The organism is Ruminococcus sp. J1101004sp1_RTP21198st1_B9_RTP21198_201120 (assembly GCF_040924245.1).
Lineage (GTDB): Bacteria > Bacillota > Clostridia > Lachnospirales > Lachnospiraceae > Blautia_A > Blautia_A faecis.
The window spans coordinates 108935-131482 of the sequence record NZ_JBCOMI010000004.1; the positions used below are offsets into that span (position 1 = coordinate 108935).

Genomic DNA, 22548 nt, shown 5'->3' on the forward strand with positions numbered 1-22548 from the left:
AAACAAAAGTCCCGAGCGGTTTTGTCCGCCGGGACTTTCTTTTTATATTCTTACCTGCTCCAGCATTTCCTCTACCCTGCCTGGTATACTGGTACCGGCAGTAACAAGCTTCAGCTGCACTCCAGGCAGCTCCGGAAATCTCAGAGCCTCTACCCTTCTGCACATTTCCTTCTGGATTTCGGAAAGCTCCTCTTCCGTAGCCTTAAAAAATACTGTCACAAAATCATCGCCGGAATATCTGAGCACATCGCCTTTACCAGCCGCAACATCCCGAAGCACACCTGCAACCTGGCGAAGCACATCATCTCCAGCCTGATGTCCGAAATTCTCATTGATCCTTTTAAAGTTCTTAATATCCGCAAACATAAGAGCTGCTGCATTGTCCATTTTACTCAGCTTCTCCACATAATAGCGTTTATTATAAACTCCGGTTACCGGGTCTATATAAACCTTCTCCTTATGAATCCTTACAGATGACAAGATCTCATCCTTGGAATACCCATCGGGCATAAACTCACCATCTATCCTGGTAGCCATCTCCAGACAGCAGGGCTTCCCGTCAATCTCCACATACATGGATACCACCTGATACGGATCCTCCCCTGCAACCTCAAGCTTTGTCATGCGCTTCCTGGTCTGCATGCTGAGTCTGGAAATACAGTTGCTGCATTTTTCCAGGCAATTCCATATGTCTGAGCAGGCAGTTTCACTCTCCCACATTTTTCCGTCTTTTTCTATATGGATAACCTTATTCGTTATAGGATCTACATATCGGACCAGATCATAGGAGATCTGCAGGTACTGAAGCAGAAGCCACGCTTCCGTTCCATCTGTGGAGAAGCCGCATTTCTTAAATCGGTCATAAAAACTGGAAAATTCTGCGCTGCGGTCTTTTTCCAGGACTTTCAAACCTTCCTCCCGGACGTTTTCCATAACCATATAGTCATCCGTAATATCTGTCAGCTTTCCAACAATGCCTGTATAGCCTTTTTCAGCACCATCCGTCCAGATTACCCTGCATTGGCACCGGTAGTGGCAGGGATTTTTTCCATCTGTGAGCAAAAGATTGCTTACCACGTCCGGTGTTTCCCGGGTGGCCTGGGTAATCTTCCGGATAAGCCGTTTCAGGGATTGCTCCTCCACAAGATCTTTCAGCACACCGCTCTGCAATGGAGAAAATGAAGGTTCTGTAATCCCGCTTCGTTTACAGCCAGCCTGGTTAAAGGTGAGTAGCGGCGGTGAAATGGTATAAGTAAAAACAATATTTCTGCTGCCCTCCGCCAGGAAATTATAGCGCATTCTCTCAAATTCCAGCTGCTGCACAATTTTCTCTGAGGAATCCATCTCAAAATCGTGAAATCTGCTAGCAATATCAGAAAGGTCTGTCTGTTCATACCTTTCCTTGGATTTATAGCCCATTTTTTTCTTCAGGGAAGAAGAAATATCCAGAAGGCACTCCAGCATCAACGGATTAAATGCACCGCACTGTCCTGCCAGTATCATCTCGATGGCCTTCTCATGGGAATAAGCATCTTTATAGCATCTCTCACTGGTCAATGCGTCATATACGTCAGCTAACGCCACAACCTGTGCTGAAACAGGGATTTCTTCCCCTTTTAATCCATCCGGATATCCGCCTCCATCGTAGCGTTCATGATGCCAGCGGCAGATCTCGTATGCAGTCTTGACAAGAGGCTCCTCCTTCTGGTCAAGTGGCAGTTCTGACAGCATATTGGCTCCTGCCATGGAATGTCCCTTTATTACTGCAAATTCTTCGGCTGTAAGTCTGCCTGGCTTATTCAGGATTTCATCCGGAATACTGATCTTGCCAATGTCATGAAGCGCAGAGGCTGTGGTAATCATCCGGATCTGCTCCTTGCTCAGGGCATATCTGTTATTTTCCTTCTGAACCAGCTGGCGAAGGAGCATTTCTGTGATTGTCTGAATGTGCAGCACATGAAGTCCGCTCTCCCCATTGCGGAACTCCACTATATGAGAGAGGATATTGATCATCAGCTTGCTGCTTTTTTCTCTCTCGTAAATCTGATTGGAAACAATACTGGTCATTCGGCGCTGCTTGGCTCCAAGAAGTATGGCATTGGCCGAACGGCGTAATACCATATTTGCATCAAAGGGCTTTCCGATAAAATCAGTGGCGCCCAGATCATACCCACGTTTTATGTAAATAGGTGAATTTTCTGACGAAATAATCACAACCGGAATAGCATCAATCCAGTGTTCTTTATTCATATAAGAAAGAACCTCGAAACCATCCATGTGGGGCATAACAATATCCAGAAGAAGCAGGGAAATCTCCTCGGCCTGCCTCTGAAGGCAGTCAACTGCCTGCACACCGTCGTTCACCTGTATGATATCATATTCCTCTTCCAGAATTGCAGCTAAAAGTTCGCGGTTCATTTCTGAATCATCCGCTATAAGAATCTTTTGTTTAGTTATAACTTCACTCATTTTATAATTTCCCTCGCTGGTGCAGGTACCCCCCCCCCACGCCAGTTTCCGTTTTACTGTTAAGCTGACAGCTTTTATAATATGGGTGCTATCATGTCCTGATATTTCTGTCGTTTCATGTGAATTTTTCTTCGGTCTGAAATTCTTAAAATTTGTTTTGGAAATTTCAACAGAACTGTCAAGATTTAATTATCGCAGTGCAGGTATCAGAAAGCTATCGTTCGCGGACTGGTCAATAGCTGCCTAAGTTCTTTCCGATCCTAACTTTACCTATATGAGTTTAACAGTCCGCCGCATTAATGTCAACCATCTATAATTTTTTTGTCCAGAGGATTTACACAGCTTTGAAATACCGTTACAATAGTTGTATTTGAAATATACTGATCACTGTTACCAGGAGGTTTTTTATGGAGATTACAAGACCTGATTATTATAAAGAGTTTTCCTGTATTGCAGGTGCCTGTCCCGACACCTGCTGTGCCGGCTGGCAGATCGTCATTGATGACAAAAGCCTGAAAAAATATAAGCGTGTGAAGGGTACTTTCCGGAATCGCCTTCATAATGATATTGACTGGAAGGAGAAGGTTTTCCGTCAGTATGATAAGCGGTGTGCATTTTTAAATGAGGACAGCCTTTGCGACATCTACAGCGAGGTTGGAAAACGAATGCTTTGCGACACCTGTCGGAAATATCCGCGGCACATCGAAGAATTTGAAGGTCTGCGGGAATATTCCCTGTCTCTTTCCTGTCCGGAGGCAGCCAGGATTCTGCTTGGCAGAAGGGAAAAGGTAACCTTCCAGACAGCGGAGGTTCCCTCCCCGGAAGAAACTTATGATGATTTTGACTATATGCTTTTCACTGCCCTTGAAGATACCAGGGAATACTTTCTTGAGGTGCTGCAGAACCGGCAGATTCCCATGCGGCTTCGTATGTGGAAAATACTGGCTGCAGCCAGTGATTTCCAGCGCTGTGTAGACCGGAACCAGCTTTTCAAATGGGAAGAGATCCGGGAGCGCCATAAAGCCTCCGGATATGGCGAAGCCTTTACTTCCAGGGTGCAGAAGCATATGAATAAAAAGGTTGCGCCAGATGAACTTCTGAAGACCATGTGGAAGGCGGTTGTTCCCCGAATGGAGGTTCTAAGACCGGGCTGGCAGGAATTTCTGAAGAAGAATTTACAGGCGCTTTATAGCAGTGCAGAATCTTCCGGTGTCTCCCCCGCTTCTGTTTACTCTCAGAACCGGGCTGATTTCGAAAAGGCTTACCCGGACTGGAATATTCAGGAAGAGCAGCTGCTTGTGTATTGGATTTACACATATTTCTGCGGTGCTGTTTACGACGGCGAAATTTTCGCCAAGGTAAAAATGGCTGTGGTCTGTACCCTGCTGATTCATGAGCTGGATATGGGCGCTTACCTGAAAAATGGACGGGTGTTCTGTCTAGAAGACCAGATAGATATTTGTTACCGTTTCTCCAGAGAGCTGGAGCATTCAGATCTGAACCTGAATGCGTTTGAAGATTTACTTGCTGCTGATAAGCTGTTTGCTCTGGAAAACATGCTGAAAATCTGTTAAAACGAAATTTACGAAAATAAGACTGCACTTCATCATATGTGCTATAACTAAAATTTTCGTTTGCAACTACAAAGGAGGAATCCTGCCATGTCATTACCAGTTACTATCCGCCCGGCAGCCCCAGAGGATGCAGAGGCGCTCCTTTCCATTTATGCACCTTATGTAAAGCACACTGCAATTACCTTCGAATATAAAGTTCCCTCTGTAGAAGAATTCCGGAAGCGAATTGCACACACACTACAGCATTATCCTTATCTTGTAGCCGAACGGGGAATAAACAGCTCCGCACCAGGCATCAAGGATGAAGCGGACTGCAGTGCATGTACCGAAATCGCAGGCTACGCCTACGCAGGACCGCTCCACGCCCGGGCTGCCTATGCCTGGTCTGTGGAAACTTCCATCTATGTAAGAGAATCCGAAAGGAAATCCGGAATCGGCAAGGCGCTTTACGCTTCTCTGGAAAAAGCGCTTGCCGCCCAGAATATGACCAATCTGAATGCCTGCATCGCCAGTCCTGTAGTGGATGACGAATATCTGAACCATAACAGCATTCAGTTTCATCAGCATCTGGGGTATTCCATGGTAGGGGAATTTCACAAATGTGCTTACAAGTTCGGGCGTTGGTACAATATGGTCTGGATGGAGAAGATCATCGCAGATCACCCTGACAGGCAGCCCGATGTGATTCCCTTTGCACAGATTCCGCCTGAAATTTACTGCTGATTTTAAATGCTCAACAGATTGAAAAATACTTCAATGCTGTATACTGACTGTTTTCCCCTTAAATAACAGCTTATTAAAACACCCGGGAGCAAATACTCCCGGGCTTTTTACTGTCTTTAATGTTCTATATATTACTCTATCGCAGTCAAAATCTCTCCCACTGCTCCAACAATTCCTTCTTCCGGATGCATTGCGGTAAGCTGGGTGAGTTTGGCGGCATTGGAAATCTTCTTGTCCAGGATTTCCATGATAGCTACTTTCTCCATGTATGGGATTTCAGCCTGGTTGAGAAGGTTAAATACCTGAGCTTTCACATCATTCTCACGCAGCGCCGGAATTCCCAGAGTAATGATGATTTCAGATGTTACAGAAGCTTCCGGAACACTTACCTTCAGGCAGCCAAGTGCTTCATCATACTCTTTAGAAGCTTCTACCACTGTACCTTCCACTTCGACGGTAACCTCAGTGTCCTTCACACCCCAGAACTCTACAGTCCAGGTTCTCTTCTGCGGGATCAGTTCCAGCCTGCCTGCTGCCTTTTGGATGACGAAGCGGCCAGTACTCCACTTCAGATCCATGTCTGTGAGAACGCACTCGTCTTTCAGGTAAGCGTTGGACTCGTTGTCGTCTTCGTAAAGCTGGAAGCTGCCGTCTGCACCGCCGTATACACGGATGGTCATAGTTTCCGGATTTCTGTCTGCTTCCTGTCCAAATATTTCCTCAGTCATCGGCACAATGGCACCTGCTTTTGCCAGAACCGGTATGGAATGAAGGTCACGGTACATATCCATCTCTCTGTCGCCGGAATATACCAGACCTGTGAAGAAATCAATGTAAGTACCCTCTGGCAGCCATACATGAGTCCTGGCTCTTCCAACGCCCTGGACAGATTTCTCCGTAACAGGTGCTACAATAAATGCGGTTCCATACTCATATTCATTCTTCACTGTGTAAGCCACCTGCTCTGCCGGATATGTGTAGTACATTGGCAGGATCAGAGGCGTGTTCTCTTTATATGCTCTGTGGTTCATGGTATACAGATACGGAAGCATCTGGTGACGGAGTCTTAAGAACTCCTTCATGACCTCACCGATCTCCATAGGGAACTGCCACGGTTCTTTTCCCATAAACTCATTCTTGCTGCTGTGCAGACGGTTAATTGGGGAAAATACGCCAAGCTGTACCCAGCGAAGTGCCAACTCATTGTCACGATAGCCAAACATATGTCCGCCGATATCGTGACTCCACCAGCCATATCCAATATTGGAAGCTGTGCTGGTAAAATAAGGCTGGAAATTCAGGGACTCCCAGGTTACGATACTATCACCGGAGAAGCCTACTGGATATCTGTGTGAACCAGGTCCTGCATATCTGGAAAAAGTAAGAGGACGTTTTCCATCGCGGGCATTGTCCAGGTAATGATAGTGGTTCAGCATCCACAGTGGATCCAGACCAGGGACCTTCGTGATATTGCCCTGCTGCCAGTCGATCCACCAGAAATCAACGCCTTTGTTTTCCTCTGGATGAAGCACACATTTGAAATATGCTTCCAGGAATTTGCGGCTTGTGATGTCAAAATCAATGGGAGCTTCGTGTTCGGTATCTACATCTCCCAGTTCCTTTGCCATAGCCGGATATGCTTCCTCGAAGGCGCGGATTCCACCAGCCGGATGAAGGTTTACAGAGATTTTCATTCCATGGTCATGAAGCCAGTTCATAAAACGCTCCGGATCCGGATAGTACTTTTTGTTCCAGGTATATCCGGTCCAGCCGCTGCCATATTTTGGATCCACTTCCTCTACCAGATGCCAGTCCATGTCCAGAACACCAACAGAAAATGGGATCTTCTCTTTCTCAAAGCGGGTTACAAGCGCCTTGTAGCTGTCTTCTGTGTAAGCGTAATAACGGCTCCACCAGTTTCCAAGGGCATATCTTGGGAGCATAGGAGTTTTTCCGGTGAGACGGTAAAAATCATTCAAAGCTTCTTTGTAATCATTTCCATAAGCGAAAACATAAATGTCCACCCCATCTCCTGTGCGCACCTGAGTCCAGCCGTTTTCATCCAGAACCAGAGAATGGCTGTCATCAATCTGAGAACAGCCGCTTCTGGACATAATTCCCTCCTGAAGCTGGCATTCCCCATCTACCCCATCCAAGGTTCTTGCGGTTCCGCCAAGATTGTCACCTTTTTCCCCATAATACCATACTGCACCATAGGCGTTCTGACCGCCTACTGCGTTTAAGTTCAGACTGTTTTGGGTAAAAGGTCCGCCAGTGTAGGTGACGTGCATTCTGTCGGTGAAAAGCTCAAAGCCCTCGTCCTTCTTTTCCACACGGAAGTCTACCGGATCAAATTTACGGTTCCATACGACCTGGGTAGGACGGTCTTCGAATTTGCCGTCTTCCCTGTATTCCATTCGGATCAGGCAGGGAGTCAGCAGGGTGAAGCGGTATTTATCGCCCTGGATGGTGTTCTCCGGTCTGCCAACTGGTTCCATCGTCCACAGATTATTCTCAAACATATGTGTATCCTCTCAAACACTTAAGGTTTTTAGTTATTTTTATATAAGTTTTCTACTGCTTTTTCAACCAGTAAAAACTGCTGCTATACTTTTCTTTCTGCCCCTCTGATTTGCCATGGTCAACCTCCTGAATTATAGATTTTCTCCGTTTGTTTCGATAATATTTTTGTAGAAATATGCGGAATCCTTCCATATCCGCTTCTGTGTATTGTAGTCTGTATAAACAAGTCCGAATCTCTGGGAATATCCGTATGCCCACTCGAAATTGTCCATTACGGACCATGCGAAATATCCTGCCAGATCCACACCTTCCTCAGCTGCACGCTTGTAAGCGCCAAGATAACGAGCCATAAAATCTACGCGGGCCTGGTCGTGAACCTTTCCGTCCACACCTACCCAGTCATGGGAAGCCATGCCATTCTCTGTGATCATAAATGGCTTCTTATAACGCTCCTGCATAAATTTTGGCGCCCAGTACAGAACCTCCGGAGTTACCGGCCAGCCAATTGCGGTCTGTGGGAAACCATCATAACGTGCTGCGCGGACTGCTTTTCCATCCTCACCGGCACGAACGGTTACGGCATTGTAAATGTTCTGTCCAAAAAAATCAAGTGGCTGTGAAATCAGCTTCATATCGGCATCTGTTACTTTCGGGAAAAACTGTCCGAATTCTTTCAGAATATCCTCCGGATACTGTCCCAGATAAACCGGGTCACAGCAAAGAGCAACGTCCCAGCTGCAGGCTCCGATGGAGTTCTCCGGGAGACTGAAGTTTGCTTTTCTTGCGGCTTCAATGTCTTCCGGCTTGTCTGTCTCCGGAACATAAAGGGCTCCACATGGTGCCATACTGATCTTTACAGGCTGTTTGCTGAACTCACGAAGCGCTTCTACTGCACGGCCATGGGCTTTCAGTACGTTGTGCCAGATACGGAAATAATCGGATGGGCCAACCTTCAGTCCTGGTGCATGCTCACCGGTCTGATATCCAAGGCCAACTATGCACTGCGGCTCATTGATGGTGAAGAAATTCTTTACTCTGTCTGAGAAATGCTCTGCCACTACTTTTGCATACTCGTAAAACCAGGATGGAGAATTTGGATTCATCCAGCCGCCCTGTAAATGAAGGGCGTATGGAAGATCCCAGTGATATAAGGTAACAAATGGCTCAATTCCGTTGTCCAGAAGTTCATTGATCAGGTTGTCGTAGTATTCCAGACCTTTTTCATTGACTGCGCCTGTGCCTTCCGGCATGATGCGCGCCCAGGAAAGAGAAAAGCGGTATGCTTTCATGCCCATTTCTTTCATGATCTGAACGTCTTCTTTGTAGCGGTGATACTGGTCGCAGGCTGCATCGCCTGTCTGGTTCTCATAAATGTGTCCACCGTCTTTGCAGAAAATATCCCAGATGTTCAAGCCTTTTCCGTCTTCATAAGCGGCGCCTTCTACCTGGTAGGAAGCGGTTGCACCGCCCCAGATAAAATCTTTCTTAAATCCCATGGTGTAATTCCTTTCTCTATTATGTGTGAGGAGAATTTTTTAAATGTGTGTTTCGATTCTCCTGATTGATCTATGTCTCGTAACATTTTATGTGATTACTCTATTTTTACTTGTGTTTAATTTCCACAAACTTCTGTCTGCCAGCAAAAATTAAGTATCTGATGTTTTGATGCGGAATGCGATTCGTATGTACTACTATTTTCGCACGCACTTTATTAATGATATGTATGATAAATATCGTAAATCCGAACGCCGTCTTTGGAAATCTTCTGATCTTCTACCGGCACAAGTGTGACTGCTTCCTTGTCTGTAAATGCAACCACATTCTCGTTCCAGATGGTATCCGCGCTGATTCCCTCCAGCATGCAATACGGAACAAAAGTATCTGTCTGAATGGAAACGCTTCCGTCTGCATTCTCAGTTACCTTAAATGCAGGATCTTTCAGTTCCAGATATTTGACTGGGACAAATGTCTCAAATTCTTTCTTGGAAACCTTCTGTCCGTTCTGTTCATACTCATATTCGGCAACAAAGAATACGCTGTCATCACGACCTGCGATCAACTCCTTGTATTCTTTCTCAAACAGGCATTCCGCACTGAGTGCAGGTACTTCTTTGGATACTTCCTGCTCCTCGATCACCTGGAAATCCAGTGTTTTCACAGCGATTTTCGCTTTTACCGTTACCGGATCAAGTGTCTCGTTTGAAATCCAGAAGCCCATGTGAGTCTCTTTTTTCTCAATGCTTCCTGCCACATTGTCGCAGAAGCCTTTTGCCATATAATGGAGGGCCTTGTATCTTCCGTAATAGTCCATACTGGACCAGGACGCAACCGGCCAGTTATCATTGAACTGCCAGTAAATACTTCCCATACATCTGCCACGGTTTCTTCTCCAATGCTCCGTCGCTTCCTTCATGGCGTATCCCTGAAGGATCTGGCTTAAGAAGATCAGGCTTTCCAGGTCTTTCGGGTAACGGAAGGTCTCGGATAAATAATACAGGATCTTGCCGTTTGCTGCCGGGTTTTTCTGATGGCTCTCCATAACTCTGGAGAAAAGGTTTCGGTCTTTTTCCTCAGTAAAGGTCTCTACTGTCTTGATAGATGGAAGGGACTGGAAACCGAACTCGGAGCAGAAGCGGAAATAGTGCTTCATGTACTCACTGAATGGTTTCTGACCATGCCATACATCCCAGTAATGGCAATCGCCGCGGTTCTCATCACATGGATTGTCGAAGCTTCCTCCTGATGACGGGGAAGACGGCCAGTAGAATGCATCCGGTGCGTTTTCTTTTACCACATCTGCAAGTAGGAATTCAAACTGATACAGGTAGTCTCTCTTAAGAGACGGTGCATGTCCCTGGGTGTCCTTCCAGTCTGTCCATGCGCATTCCAGCTCATTGTTTCCACAGATCAGGCCAAGGCAGGCATGATTGCGGAAACGGAGGATATTGTCTTTTGCTTCAATTGCAATATTCTCTGCAAACTCCGGTGTTACGTCATAAATGTTGCAGGCGTACATCAGATCTTCCCAAAGGAGAATTCCGTATTCATCGCAGAGATCGTAGAATTCGTCGGATGGGTAATATCCGCCGCCCCATACGCGAAGACAGTTAAAGTTTGCAAATACGCAGGCTTTTACATCGCGCTCCAGGATTTCTCTGGTAATTCTTGGGTAGAAGCAGTCATCTGGAATGTAATCTGCGCCCCGGGCAAAAATCTTTACGCCGTTTACCATAATGGCAAATTCCTGCCCCCACTGGTCATCCTCACGGGATACCGTGACGGTGCGGAGACCGATGCGGTACTCCCTGGTATCCAGAACGATCTCGCCGGCTTTCAGCTGGATCGTCAGGGTGTATAAAGGCTGTTTGCCGTAGCCATTTGGCCACCACAAAGCAGGGTTTGTTACGTTTATATCAGAGTCGGTGCCAGTGTAGATGAGAGCACTGGATGGATCACGGAGTTCGTAGAAAAGCTGTAAGCCGCTGACTCCGGGCTGTGCGCTGCCGCCAGATTCTGGCTGTGCTGCAGAATTTCCATTTGACTGCATAGCAGTATTTCCAGCTTTTACAACCTGTCCATCTGCTTTCTCAATTTCACTTCCAATATGAAGTGTCACGGCTCCATCCACATGCTCCTGGCGGATCAGGGATTCGCCCAGTCTTGCAGTATCAAAGCAGCAAAGCTCCACACCGCGGAAAAGTCCCGCATCCGGAAGCTTTGGGCCCCAGTCCCAGCCGAACATGGAGTGTGCTTTACGAATGTACTGGCTTCCAGAGGTAGTTCCGGTGTTGGTAAAATGAATCTCTCTTCCTTTTTCCGGCTTGTAAGTCTCAATGAATTTTACCGGGGAGGCGATATGAAGTTCCAGAAGGTTCTCGCCTTCTTTTACCAGCTCTTTCACCTGGTAGACCCAGGTGCGGTGCATATTCTCAGTATGTCCAAGCTTCTTTCCATTTAAAAAGACATCTGCCACAGTATCAATTCCGTAAAAGGTAAGAAGAATCTCCTCACTGGCAATCTCTTCTGCGCTTACAGAAAAAGCGCTTCTGATGTCAAAATCATTTTTCCAGAATTCTGTCCATTTGTACTCATTCATTCCATAATATGGATCCGGAAGAATTCCTTCTTTGCAAAAAGTCTCCATGGCGGAGCCGGGCACATTCATGTCATACCAGGTGTCCTGGCCGCTGATGGATATCTGAAAATTGTCTTTTAAGTCTCGCTTTATCATATGGTTATCCTTTCTTGTCAGCAAGCCGTTCAAAAATATTAAGATATGTAAATATAATTTAACAGTCCTATGAAGCAATGTCAACCATATACCAGTGGAGATTGTTACTGTTTATGATTTACTGTTCACGCCGACCAGTAACACGCTTCGCGATGCACAGAAAGACGAACCTTCTTGTGACAAGCACAAGAAGTAGCATTTGCTGCGCAAACTTAATCCTCATGTTTTCTGTGAACTTTGTTCACAAAAAACACCCGGGAGTACAGAGACAATCCTCTGTTCCCGGGTGTTTCTTCATCAGTTAATTTTTTTCAGCCAGAAGAAGCCATATGCAGGCACATTTACACCTGCAGCCTCCATCTCCTGTCCGGTAATCAGATCCTTGTAAATTCCATCACGTTCATTAATCCATGCTGTCTTATCATATTCACTAAAGTTAAACAGGCCGTAAATTTTCTCCCCTTCATAATAACGGCCAATGCAGAGAATACTGTTATCCCATGTATCCACAGTCCAGGTATCTGCATTTGTCATAAATGCCTTCTCTGTTTTGCGGATTTTTTCCAGCTGGAGCAGACGTTTGTTCAATTTACCCTCCACAGTTCTGGCGTTGCCGCTCATGGCTGCGCGATCCCAATTCATAGCCCCTCTGTGAATGTATCGGGAATCCGGTGCTTTGTCCGGATCATTTTTGTATGAATAATCATTTACCTGTCCAATTTCATCTCCACTGTAGATCACAGGAATTCCTGACTGCATGAACATATAGGCATGAAGCATAACATCCAGCTGGATTGCTTTTTCCATCGCCGTTTTGTTTTTCTCAAATCCTGCCTTCTCAATACCGCACATGGATGCGGTGGTTCCACAGAATCTTGCATCTCCGGTAACCGGATCCTCATTGTAAAGCACTCCGCGACTGTTGCTCTCCCCTGCAAAGCCCTGGAAATAGTCATTGAGATATTTCTTATGAGAACGTTCTTCAATGCCTTCCTGCTGAAGTGTAGCATAGTCCAGTCCCCAGCCAATATCATCGTGGCAGCGCAGATAATTCAGGAATACGTAATCCTTCGGCAGACCATTTACAATATCAAGCTGTTTTTTCAGAAGGCGCACGTCCCTTGTGGCAACGGTATGCCATGTAGTTGCCATTGTAGTTACATTGTAAAGCATATGGCATTCCGGTTTTTCTACAGTCCCAAAGTATGGCACAACCTTTTCAGGCTCCATAACTACTTCTCCAAGAAGAATCACTCCCGGGCATACAATCTCGCTGATCAGACGCATCATACGCACAATGGTGTGTACCTGTGGAAGATTCCGGCATGGTGTGTTCAGCTCTTTCCAGATATAGGGAACTGCATCAATTCGGATTACATCAATTCCCTTGTTTGCAAGGAAAAGGAAATTATACATCATCTCATTGAAAACCCGCGGATTTCCATAGTTCAGATCCCACTGATAGGGGTAAAAGGTTGTCATTACATAATGCCCGATTTCCGGCAGCCAGGTGAAATTACCCGGTGCAGTAGTTGGAAATACCTGAGGTACTGTTTTCTCATAGAGGGACGGAATATACGGATTGTCGTAGAAGAAATAACGGCTCATATATTCCCCGTCGCCCTGGCGGGCTTTTTTTGCCCATTCATGATCCTCAGAGGTATGATTCATTACAAAATCCATACATACACTGATGCCTTTTTTATGGCAGGCATCTGTAAGTTCTTCCAGATCATCCATAGTTCCCAGATTTTCCTGTACTTTACGGAAATCAGCCACTGCATAACCGCCATCAGAACGGCCTTTCGGCGTATCCAGGAACGGCATCAGATGAATGTAATTTACATTGTTTTTTTCCAGATAGTCAAGCTTGCTTTCCACACCTTTCATGTTTCCTGCAAAATTGTCTATGTAAAACATCATGCCAAGCATGTCATTTTTCTTATACCAGCCCGGATCTGCTTCACGCTTTTGATCCAGTGCCTTCAATGTGCTGCTTCGTTCTTCATAGAAGCGGTGCAGCTGATCGCATAACTCGAAAAACATGGAATCATTTCCATAAAGCTCCATGTACAGCCAGCGTAATTCATCTGTTTTCTTTGCCATACGATCCTGAAAGATCTTATCTGTTTTCTCTCTTTGCTTCACTTTATATCCTCCTCGTATCTACTGGCAATTCTCAAAACTTCAGCTCGTACTTTGTAACATCCATCTCCACTTTGCCATCTGCAAAGAAGGAAATTCCATCTGCCTCCAGATCTGTATAAATCGTTGCAGTCATCACATGTTCTCCATCATTTACAAAAATCTCAGCACTAAAGCGATCCAGGATCAGCCGAAGCTTAATTTCTCCATTTTCACTATTCACAAGGCTTCTTCTCTGATGGATAATTGCGCGTCTGGAACCGGAGAACTTACGGTCAATTTTCAATACGGATTCATAAGGGCGGAAGCTTACTGCTGTATGGTACGTATCATTCTGGGCAAAACGCACTGCAAACTTCTTATAGATATTCTGCGCATCTGCCGGGCGAAGGGTGATTTCCATATCCACACATCTTCCATCTACGCCATCCAGACGAATTACATCCTCAAAAGCAACATTCTTATATTCTGTCTTATTTGTGCGAAGATTCTCAATTTCCCGAATCGGTTTCTGGATCAGGCGGCCGTCTTTAATGGAAAGCTCTCTTGGAAGGCTCATCTGTCCAAACCATTTTCCCTTCGGAATTCTGTTATTCGCACATGTATCCCAGTTCTGCATCCAGCCGATCATAATTCTTCTTCCGTCTGGTGCTTCCACTGTCTGCATTGCATAATAGTCGATACCATAGTCCACTGCCTGGTCTTTTTCCGGAATAAAGGTTTTGGTCTCTTCATCAAATTTACCAATCAGGCAAAGAGTTCCATCGCCATTGTGGTACTCAAAGCCTTTTGGAAGCATATCCTGAGGGCTTACAAGTACTACGTCTTTTCCATCCAGGGTAAAGAAATCTGGACACTCCCACATTTTTCCGAATCTGCCATCATTAGAAAGCATTACGGATTCAAACTCCCAGTTAAATCCATCTTCACTTCTATACAGAAGAATACGGCCGCCTGTTCCGTCCGCCCTGTCATTTACGATCACGCAGCGGTAAGTGCCATCCTCGCATTTCCACATTTTCGGATCACGGAAATCAAAGGGGCTGCTGTTTTCCGGCATGTCTTCTGCTGTAAGAATCGGATTTCGTACATCCTTTTCATAATCCATCCCATCACCGACTGCAAGGCTTTGTGTCTGTATATCGCGGACACCTCCATCCGGCTGTGCTTCTTTTCGCACACTGGTGTACATAAAAAGCTGTTTTCCATCTGGAAGCGTAATGGCACTTCCTGAAAAACATCCCACATAATCATATGGCATGTCCGGGGCAATGGCTGCCGGAAGGTATTCCCAGTGAAGAAGGTCATCACTTACCGCATGTCCCCAGTGCATTGGTCCCCACTGGGAATCATATGGATAATACTGGTAAAATAAATGAAATTTGTCTTTGTAATAAGAAAAACCATTGGGGTCATTCATCCATCCAACTTTTGGAGATAAATGAAATTCCGGTCTCTCCAAAGGTGTAATATTCTGAGCCATTGCATCTTCGTATCTTCTGGCATCTCTTAAAGTCTGACTTATCATAATCATATCTCCTGTTGTTATTTATTAATCAAAACACATTTCAAGATAGTAATTATGGGGTCCAAAAATATTACTATCATTGGACCCCATTTTGGTTTTAACCTTTTACTGCTCCGGAGGTAACACCCTCAACGATGTAACGCTGCAGGAACAGATACAGAACCAGGATCGGAAGCATAGCCAGAAGGAGGGCGGCCATTACCAGTCCGAGGTCTGTTGAATAAGTACCATAGAATGCCTGTGTTGCAATCGGAAGAGTATACAGTTCTTTACGTCCGAGAACAAGGCTTGGAAGAAGGTAATCATTCCAGAATGCCATTGCATCAATAATCGCAACTGTTGCGATGGTTGGTTTCAGAAGCGGAAATACAATTTTCCAGTATGTCTGCCATCTGGTACATCCATCAATAAATGCTGCTTCTTCCAGCTCCATCGGAACGCTGGTGTGAATTGCACCGTGGAACATGAATGTTGCCATGGAAAGGGAAAATCCCACATGCATAAGGATCAGAGTAATACGGCTGTTCAGTACTCCAAAGATACCACCGTAAAGAGAAACCAGCGGGATCATAAGTACCTGGAACGGAATAACCATAGATGCAATCATCAGGGAAAACAGAATACCGCATGCTTTCCATTTATTACGAACAATTACAAACGCTGTCATTGCAGAAAGCATAATTGTAAGGATCGTAGAAACTGTAGTAATCAAAAGAGAGTTTGTAAAAGATGTTGCAAAGTTCATCTTTTTCATGGCATCTGTAAAGTTAGTCAGAATAAAGCCGTGAGAGCCAACCAGTGCCAGCGGATCTGCCGTGATATCACCTTTTGTCTTAAACGCATTGAAAATTACCATGATAAACGGGAAGATAAATGCCAGAAACAGGATAACCAGCACTGCTATTGTAATAAAATGGCTGACTTTTTTCTTCTGAGCTGCTTTTTTGTTTTCATCCATCATGCTGCCACCTCCCCTTTCTTACCAATGTAAACCTGAGTAACTCCTACGATTGCGCAGACAACAAACAGAATTAATGCCTCTGCCTGGCCGGTACCGTAATTTTTGTAAGTAAATGCCTGATTGTATACGTGCATAGCTGCCATTACAGAAGAGTTAAATGGCTCACCTTTTGTCAGGGAAAGGTTTACATCATATACCATAAAGCATCTTGTGATCGTTAAGAAAAGACACTGTACAAAAGAAGATCTCATAAGTGGGATCGTTACGTTAATGGTTGCCTGTGTCTTGGTGCAGCCGTCGATCTGGGCTGCTTCCATAAGGCTCTTGGATACGCTCATAAATCCGGCTACATAGATCAGCATCATATATCCTGCGTACTGCCACACAGATACGATGATCAGACATGCCATTGCACCGTTGGTGGTTGCCAGCCAGGAGGTGGAAAGAGCACCTACAGAAAGAGATTTTCCAAGTGATACAAATGCACGGTTAAATACGAATTTCCATACATAACCAAGTACGATACCACCGATCAGGTTCGGAACAAAGAAGCCTGCACGGAAGAAGTTCTGACCTTTAATTCCGCTGGTAAGAAGGTATGCAAGGAAAAATGCTACCACGTTTACCAAAATTACAGCGATAACAGAATAAATCAAGGTACGTCCAAGTGCCTGCCAGTAAGCTGCATCCTGGAATGTAGCAATGTAGTTTGCCAGTCCAACAAATGGTTTGTCTTTTGAAACACCGTCCCAGCTTGTAAATGTAAGATATAATCCGTAGATAAATGGAAGGATTACAACTGCACTAAACAGGACAGTGGAAACGCCAGCGAACATCAAGTACTGTTTTACTTTATATTTCATGGTGTTTTGTTCCATAATCACGATCCCCTTTCCCTTTTCTTTTTTGTCTCCACCCTTTTCCCGCTGCCTCCGAAAATCTATAATCCAGTACTTTTCTTTTTGTGAGGGAAAGAGGCCGCACGCCGCATGGCACAGGCGTGCAGCCTCTTGAGGGGTGGCAAATTTCTATAAAACTACAGTATGTTTGTTAAATTAATAAGTTGTTACCAAAGGATAATTCTTAGTGCTCTACAGGAGTTGTGTTCTTCCAGTAGTCTTCAATCTCTGCTGCAAACTCAGCTCTGTCAATCTGTCCTGCGAGATATTTCTGGAAGGTTGCACCACAAATGGAAAGATGATCATCCGGAAGGTAATTGTAGTTATCAATCAGAGAGCCTTCATCTGCATATTTCTTAACAGATTTTCCAAGTGGATCGGATACTTCTTTTTCATTGTTAGAGAATGCAGGTACAAGTGCACATGTCTCAGCAATGAAGCTCTGTCCTTCATCGGAATCAGCAAGCCATGTAAGGAAGTCCTTAGCTGCCTGACGCTGCTCATCACTTGTTGCATCAGAGGAATCGATCATCATGAATTTGGAACCTCCACCAACAAGCTTCTCATTGGATCCGTCATCTGTGTTCTGCGGTACCGGCATCATTCCCATATTCTCTGTATAATCATATGCATTGATTACGGACCAGTCCCAGTTTCCTCCGAACATGAATGCGATCTGTCCTTCAGCAAGCATCATCTCGGTTGTCTCACGCTCTGCAGCGATTGCAGAATCTTTTGCGTAATTATTCTCCATCATGACATCGAAGAAGTCCATAAGAGAATTGAATTTCTCATTGTTTGCAAGGTCTGCTGTTCCTTCATAAAGAGAGGAAACAAATGCTTCTACATCTGGCTGCTGCTCGTAAACCTCAGCAAGGAAGTGAGCTGCAAGGGACCAGTCCTCTTTCATGATACCGGTAGGTGTTTCCATTCCGCCTTCTTTCAGTTTCTCAAGAAGCTCTTTAAAAGAATCAAGTGTCTTGTAATCATCCGGATTGAATGTCTCGCCTGTGATTGCTTCGATTGCATCTGCATTGTAAATAACACCGCGTGCTTCAAGGCAGGTCGGGAAACCATTGATCTGTCCGTCAACTCCGATTGCGTAATCAGTCTCATTAACCCAGCTCTGATCGCTTAAATCAATTGCATGGTCTGCTGCAAGTGAATAGATATCTTTCGGGTCTACCATAGAGATTGTATATGGATCATTCGCAGAATATCTGGTAGCCAGATGAGCAGATACTGTATCACTGTTGTAATAAACCTCTACGCCAACGCCGGTCTCTTCTGCATACTGAGCAGCTAATTCTTCGAACTGGCTCTGAACCTCCATCTTGGAGTTAAAAATTGTGATGTTCACATCGTCTGCCATAACCGGTACAGATACACTTGCCATTGTTGCTGCTGCAGTTGCAACTGCAATTGCCATTGAAATACGTTTTTTCATTTTTGCTTCCTCCTGTTTTTTACGTTCTTGTTGAGACGTTTTCTTGATGATTGTATGATAGCATTGTGCTTTGAATGTGTCAAGCGGTTGTCATGTTTTTCCGTGGTTTCAAAGTTATTTCGTTAGTTTTACACTATTTTAAACGCCTTATTTTATGCAATTTTACATGTGTTTTATACTGGTATGTTGCGTTATTTCAGTTTTTTCTGTTTTTTCTTGAAATTCGCTCTTTTCAATATCGCAACCGCATATCATATTTATTATCGTACAAAACAAAGCGAACAAGTATGTTTCATACTTCCTAAATCCATCAAGCTTTTAGAGACTTGTTACGCTTTGCGCGTCAGATGCACTCTGCTTTAACAAACAGATTCCTATTGCATAAAAAAATCAGCTGCTACGCAAAAACCAGAGGCAATTGCTATAACAGCTGACTTGTAATTTTCTATTCTGGAGATTTCCCGATTGTCTAAAAGAAATTCCTGTTTCTTTCAGGTTGTTCCCCTCTCAACCAGGGTAACCGGAAATACAGTCTTGGTGGGTACCACTTTTCCCTCATCAATCTGTGCAATGGCAGCAACTGCCATCTCCGCCATCTGCTCCACGGGCTGATGAATTGTCGTAAGTCCCGGGCTGGTAAACTGCGCAATGTTCACATCGTCAAAACCTACAATCTTCAACTGCTGCGGAACCTTGATTTCCAGATCCGCACATGCCTGCAGTACGTAAGCACCAATAACATCTGAGCTGGCAAATACACCGTCCACATCAGGATTATCCACCAGTACTTTTCTCACAAATTCATAATATTCCAGAGAATCAAAAAGACGGTTATCCGTTACCATAACCACATTATCTTTATTTAATCTCTTACAGGTATCGCTAAATGCAACTTCACGGAGATCTCCGGGCATATGGATATCAACCCCTGCGCTTGTTCCGCCGATAAACATCAGCTTCCTGCAGCCCTTCTCAATCAGAAGCTCCGTTGCCAACACTCCGCCCTGATAGTTATCACACTCAATCCCGGACGTCCCTTCATCCATGGAGCGCTCCAATGTGATCAGCGGAAAATCCAGTCCTTCAAACTTCTCAGTCTCAAAGCTTCCACTGCAGAGAACAACACCGGCCACTCTTTCACTTTTGCACATCTCAATGCACTGTTCTTCACGCTCTTCTTTATATCGCGAAACAAAAAGCATGATGCGGTATCCCCGTTTCACAGCTTCTCTCTCCAGGCGGCTTAAGACCTTGGAAAAATAAGGATGTTCAATACTCGGCAGAATAACTCCGATGGTATTGCTCTTCTGTTTGGACAAAGCACGAGCTGTCTCGTTAGGCTGATAATTCAGCTCTTTCATTACCTGATATACTTTCTCACGGGTCTTATCACTGATATATCCTCTGTTATTCAGGACTCTGGAAACTGTTCCTACCGTCAAGCCTGAGGCCTTCGCCACATCCTTAAGTGTTGCCATATATATAAATCTCCTTTATTGCGAGCTGCAGTATTTTTTTACCGAATCAAATAGTGAAGCGGACCTGGAATCTCCGCTTGACTTTCATCTTGATTTTATCACCTCGTAGTTTCTTGTGTCAACCGATAAATATATTCCGTTTTCACGCCGTTAAGTATATTCTATTTTTACATCCACCCGGCATCCATGTCACTGCAGGCCATCACCACGCAGTCGATTCCAAGAAGGATCAGATAACCGCCAATAATAAAGCCCGTTGAAAACAACGCTACCCACGGCCAGATGATCATCAGACAACCAAGGGTGATTCCAAGGATATTTACAATCAAGGTAAAGTAATAGTAAAATTTTCCTGCCAGACGGACCAGAGGGATGTGGGTCAATCTGGAAACAGAATGAGCGATGAACCAGATTGGGAGAAGCAGGGTCATGATCAGCTCTCCGGCATTTGGGTACATCAGAAGCATTAGTCCGGCAAGGAGACTTAAAATTCCAGTCACCAGAGCAATGGTAGGTCCGAAGCCGATATAGCGCTCTGTTTTTGCATAAAATACAATATCTGAAATTCCGGTGATGACAGCAAGAAAACCATACGCAAAGGTAATTCCGCGGAGCATGCCGCCCGGATTACACAACGTATAAATTCCAAGAAGGATCAGCAGGATTCCCTCAATGAGTTCCAGCCAGCCATAACGTGAACGTCTTCTCATTTTTCCTCACTCTCCTCTTTGTTATTTAAAATTTTCATAAACTCTTCGCCAGTTATCGTTTCTTTTTCATAAAGGAACATAGCCAGTTCATCCAGTTTTTTACGGTTGTCTGTCAGGATCTTTTTGGCTTTTTCATGTTCTCGCTTTACTAATTCTACGACCTTCTCATCGATTTCCTTCTGGGTATCTGCAGAGCAGGAAAGGGATGCATCGCCGCCAAGGTACTGGTTGGTAACGGTTTCCATAGCCACCATGTCGAACTCGTCGGTCATTCCGTAGCGAGTGATCATAGCTCTGGCAATCTTGGTTGCCTGCTCGATATCGTTGGAAGCGCCTGTGGTGATCTCGCCAAACACGATTTCTTCTGCAGCACGTCCGCCGGTGAAGGTTGCAATCTTATTTTCCAGTTCTTTCTTTGTCATCAGATACTTGTCACCAGTTTCTACCTGCATGGTATAGCCGAGTGCACCGGAAGTACGCGGAATAATAGTAATCTTCTGAACAGGAGCGGAATGGTTCTGAAGGGCTGCCACCAGGGCATGTCCGATTTCGTGATAGGAAACCACTTTTTTCTCCTGGTCAGAGAGAACTGCGTTTTTCTTCTGGTAACCAGCGATTACCACTTCAATGCTCTCTTCCAGGTCTGCTTCTGTAACGATTGTACGTCCGTCACGGACTGCACGAAGTGCTGCTTCGTTTACAATATTTGCCAGCTCGGCTCCGGATGCACCAGATGCCATACGTGCGATAGTGTGGAAATCCACGTCATCGGATGCTTTGATTTTTCTTGCATGAACCTTCAGAATTGCTTCACGTCCTGCAAGATCGGGAAGCTCAACTGGTACGCGGCGGTCGAAACGTCCTGGACGGGTAAGTGCCGGGTCAAGGGATTCCGGGCGATTGGTAGCTGCCAGAATGATAACCCCATTGTTGCCTTCGAAACCATCCATCTCTGTAAGCAGCTGGTTCAGTGTCTGCTCACGCTCATCGTTGCCCCCTACCTGGCCATCACGTTTTTTACCGATGGCATCGATCTCATCAATGAATACGATACATGGGGCTTTCTCTTTCGCCTGCTTAAAAAGATCACGAACTTTGGAGGCACCCATACCTACAAACATTTCTACGAATTCAGAGCCGGACATGGAAAAGAATGGAACATTCGCTTCTCCGGCAACGGCTTTGGCAAGCATTGTTTTACCGGTACCTGGAGGGCCTACAAGGAGAACGCCTTTCGGCATGGAGGCTCCCACGTCTGTGTATTTCTTTGGGTTATGAAGGTAATCTACAATCTCTGCAAGGTTTTCCTTGGCTTCATCCTCTCCGGCTACATCTGAGAAACGGATTCCTTCACTGGACTGAACGTAAACCTTTGCATTGCTTTTTCCCATGCCAAATGCCATGGAGTTTTTGCCTCCAGCCTGTTCCATCAGCTTCTTCGCCATATAATTTCCAAGAACTATGAAAATGATCAGCGGCAGTAGTCCGGTTACCAGGAAGCTGAGAATCGGGGAGGTCTGCTGGTCGATGTCTTTGGTAAAGGTGGCACCGCACTCATACAGACGGTCGGTGAGATCCGGGTCATTCATAAGACCGGTTTTGTAAATTTTTTCATTGTTCTTGTCGGTAAAGACGATCTGGTTATCTTCTACTTCTACTTTACCGATGTTTTTTTCATTGATCATGCTCATGAAGGTACCATAATCGGTTTCTTCTACCTGATGCTCCATCAAGATTGGGGAAACCACCAGGTTAAAGACGATCAGTACCAGAAGCACAATGCCGTAGTAATAGATCAACGGCTTTTTTGGGGTTTTTACTTCTTTCATGGTTGTAGTCCTTTCTTATGTAAACTAGTAC

At 45.0% G+C, this 22548-nt stretch carries 14 protein-coding genes; 2 read left to right on the plus strand and 12 right to left on the minus strand.

Annotation, left to right across the window (positions count from 1 at the left end; genetic code table 11):
• Positions 1–42 precede the first annotated feature (42 nt).
• Positions 43–2469: an HD domain-containing phosphohydrolase gene (locus AB5618_RS03985; protein ID WP_368366506.1), complete on the minus strand. Its 2427-nt coding sequence runs from the start codon at positions 2467–2469 to the stop codon at positions 43–45.
• 407 nt (positions 2470–2876) lie between these two features.
• On the opposite strand from AB5618_RS03985, the gene fliB reads away from it, so the two are divergent.
• A complete protein-coding gene (fliB, locus tag AB5618_RS03990; RefSeq protein WP_368366507.1) occupies positions 2877–4043 on the plus strand; it encodes a flagellin lysine-N-methylase in 1167 nt (388 codons plus the stop codon).
• A gap of 87 nt (positions 4044–4130) precedes the next feature.
• Positions 4131–4766, plus strand: a complete 636-nt coding sequence (locus AB5618_RS03995) for a GNAT family N-acetyltransferase (RefSeq protein ID WP_148463176.1) — start codon at positions 4131–4133, stop codon at positions 4764–4766.
• Positions 4767–4897: 131 nt separating this feature from the next.
• On the opposite strand, the gene AB5618_RS04000 is transcribed toward AB5618_RS03995, so the two are convergent.
• The 11 genes from AB5618_RS04000 to ftsH all read right to left on the minus strand — a co-directional run bounded on the left by AB5618_RS04000 (position 4898) and on the right by ftsH (position 22517).
• Positions 4898–7288, minus strand: a complete 2391-nt coding sequence (locus tag AB5618_RS04000; protein WP_368366508.1) for a TIM-barrel domain-containing protein — start codon at positions 7286–7288, stop codon at positions 4898–4900.
• Positions 7289–7420: 132 nt separating this feature from the next.
• Positions 7421–8785, minus strand: coding sequence for a GH1 family beta-glucosidase (locus tag AB5618_RS04005; RefSeq protein ID WP_368366509.1), 1365 nt, complete (start codon positions 8783–8785; stop codon positions 7421–7423).
• A 215-nt stretch (positions 8786–9000) separates the two neighbouring features.
• Entirely contained in the window at positions 9001–11520 is a 2520-nt protein-coding gene (locus AB5618_RS04010; protein ID WP_368366510.1) for a glycoside hydrolase family 2 protein, read from the minus strand.
• 297 nt (positions 11521–11817) lie between these two features.
• Positions 11818–13626, minus strand: a complete 1809-nt coding sequence (locus AB5618_RS04015; protein WP_347087708.1) for an amylosucrase — start codon at positions 13624–13626, stop codon at positions 11818–11820.
• 73 nt (positions 13627–13699) lie between these two features.
• The gene (locus tag AB5618_RS04020; RefSeq protein ID WP_173718372.1) at positions 13700–15193 is read right to left on the minus strand and encodes a glycoside hydrolase family 32 protein; all 1494 of its coding nucleotides are present in this window, start codon (positions 15191–15193) and stop codon (positions 13700–13702) included.
• Between the two features lie 97 nt (positions 15194–15290).
• Positions 15291–16154 carry a carbohydrate ABC transporter permease gene (locus AB5618_RS04025; protein WP_330382723.1) on the minus strand — a complete coding sequence of 288 codons (864 nt, stop codon included), beginning with the start codon at positions 16152–16154 and terminating at the stop codon, positions 15291–15293.
• Positions 16151–17032 carry a carbohydrate ABC transporter permease gene (locus AB5618_RS04030; RefSeq protein WP_118581952.1) on the minus strand — a complete coding sequence of 294 codons (882 nt, stop codon included), beginning with the start codon at positions 17030–17032 and terminating at the stop codon, positions 16151–16153. The genes AB5618_RS04025 and AB5618_RS04030 overlap by 4 nt, the downstream gene beginning before the upstream one ends.
• A 205-nt stretch (positions 17033–17237) precedes the next feature.
• Positions 17238–18500 (minus strand): ABC transporter substrate-binding protein, encoded by a 1263-nt coding sequence (locus AB5618_RS04035; protein ID WP_118581955.1) that lies wholly within the window; start codon positions 18498–18500, stop codon positions 17238–17240.
• A gap of 491 nt (positions 18501–18991) precedes the next feature.
• Positions 18992–19978, minus strand: coding sequence for a LacI family DNA-binding transcriptional regulator (locus tag AB5618_RS04040; RefSeq protein ID WP_347087648.1), 987 nt, complete (start codon positions 19976–19978; stop codon positions 18992–18994).
• A 167-nt stretch (positions 19979–20145) separates the two neighbouring features.
• Positions 20146–20688 carry a DUF308 domain-containing protein gene (locus tag AB5618_RS04045; RefSeq protein ID WP_187565804.1) on the minus strand — a complete coding sequence of 181 codons (543 nt, stop codon included), beginning with the start codon at positions 20686–20688 and terminating at the stop codon, positions 20146–20148.
• Complete coding sequence (gene ftsH / locus AB5618_RS04050) at positions 20685–22517, minus strand: ATP-dependent zinc metalloprotease FtsH (RefSeq protein WP_195478085.1); 1833 nt, start codon at positions 22515–22517, stop codon at positions 20685–20687. The genes AB5618_RS04045 and ftsH overlap by 4 nt, the downstream gene beginning before the upstream one ends.
• Positions 22518–22548: the final 31 nt, after the last annotated feature.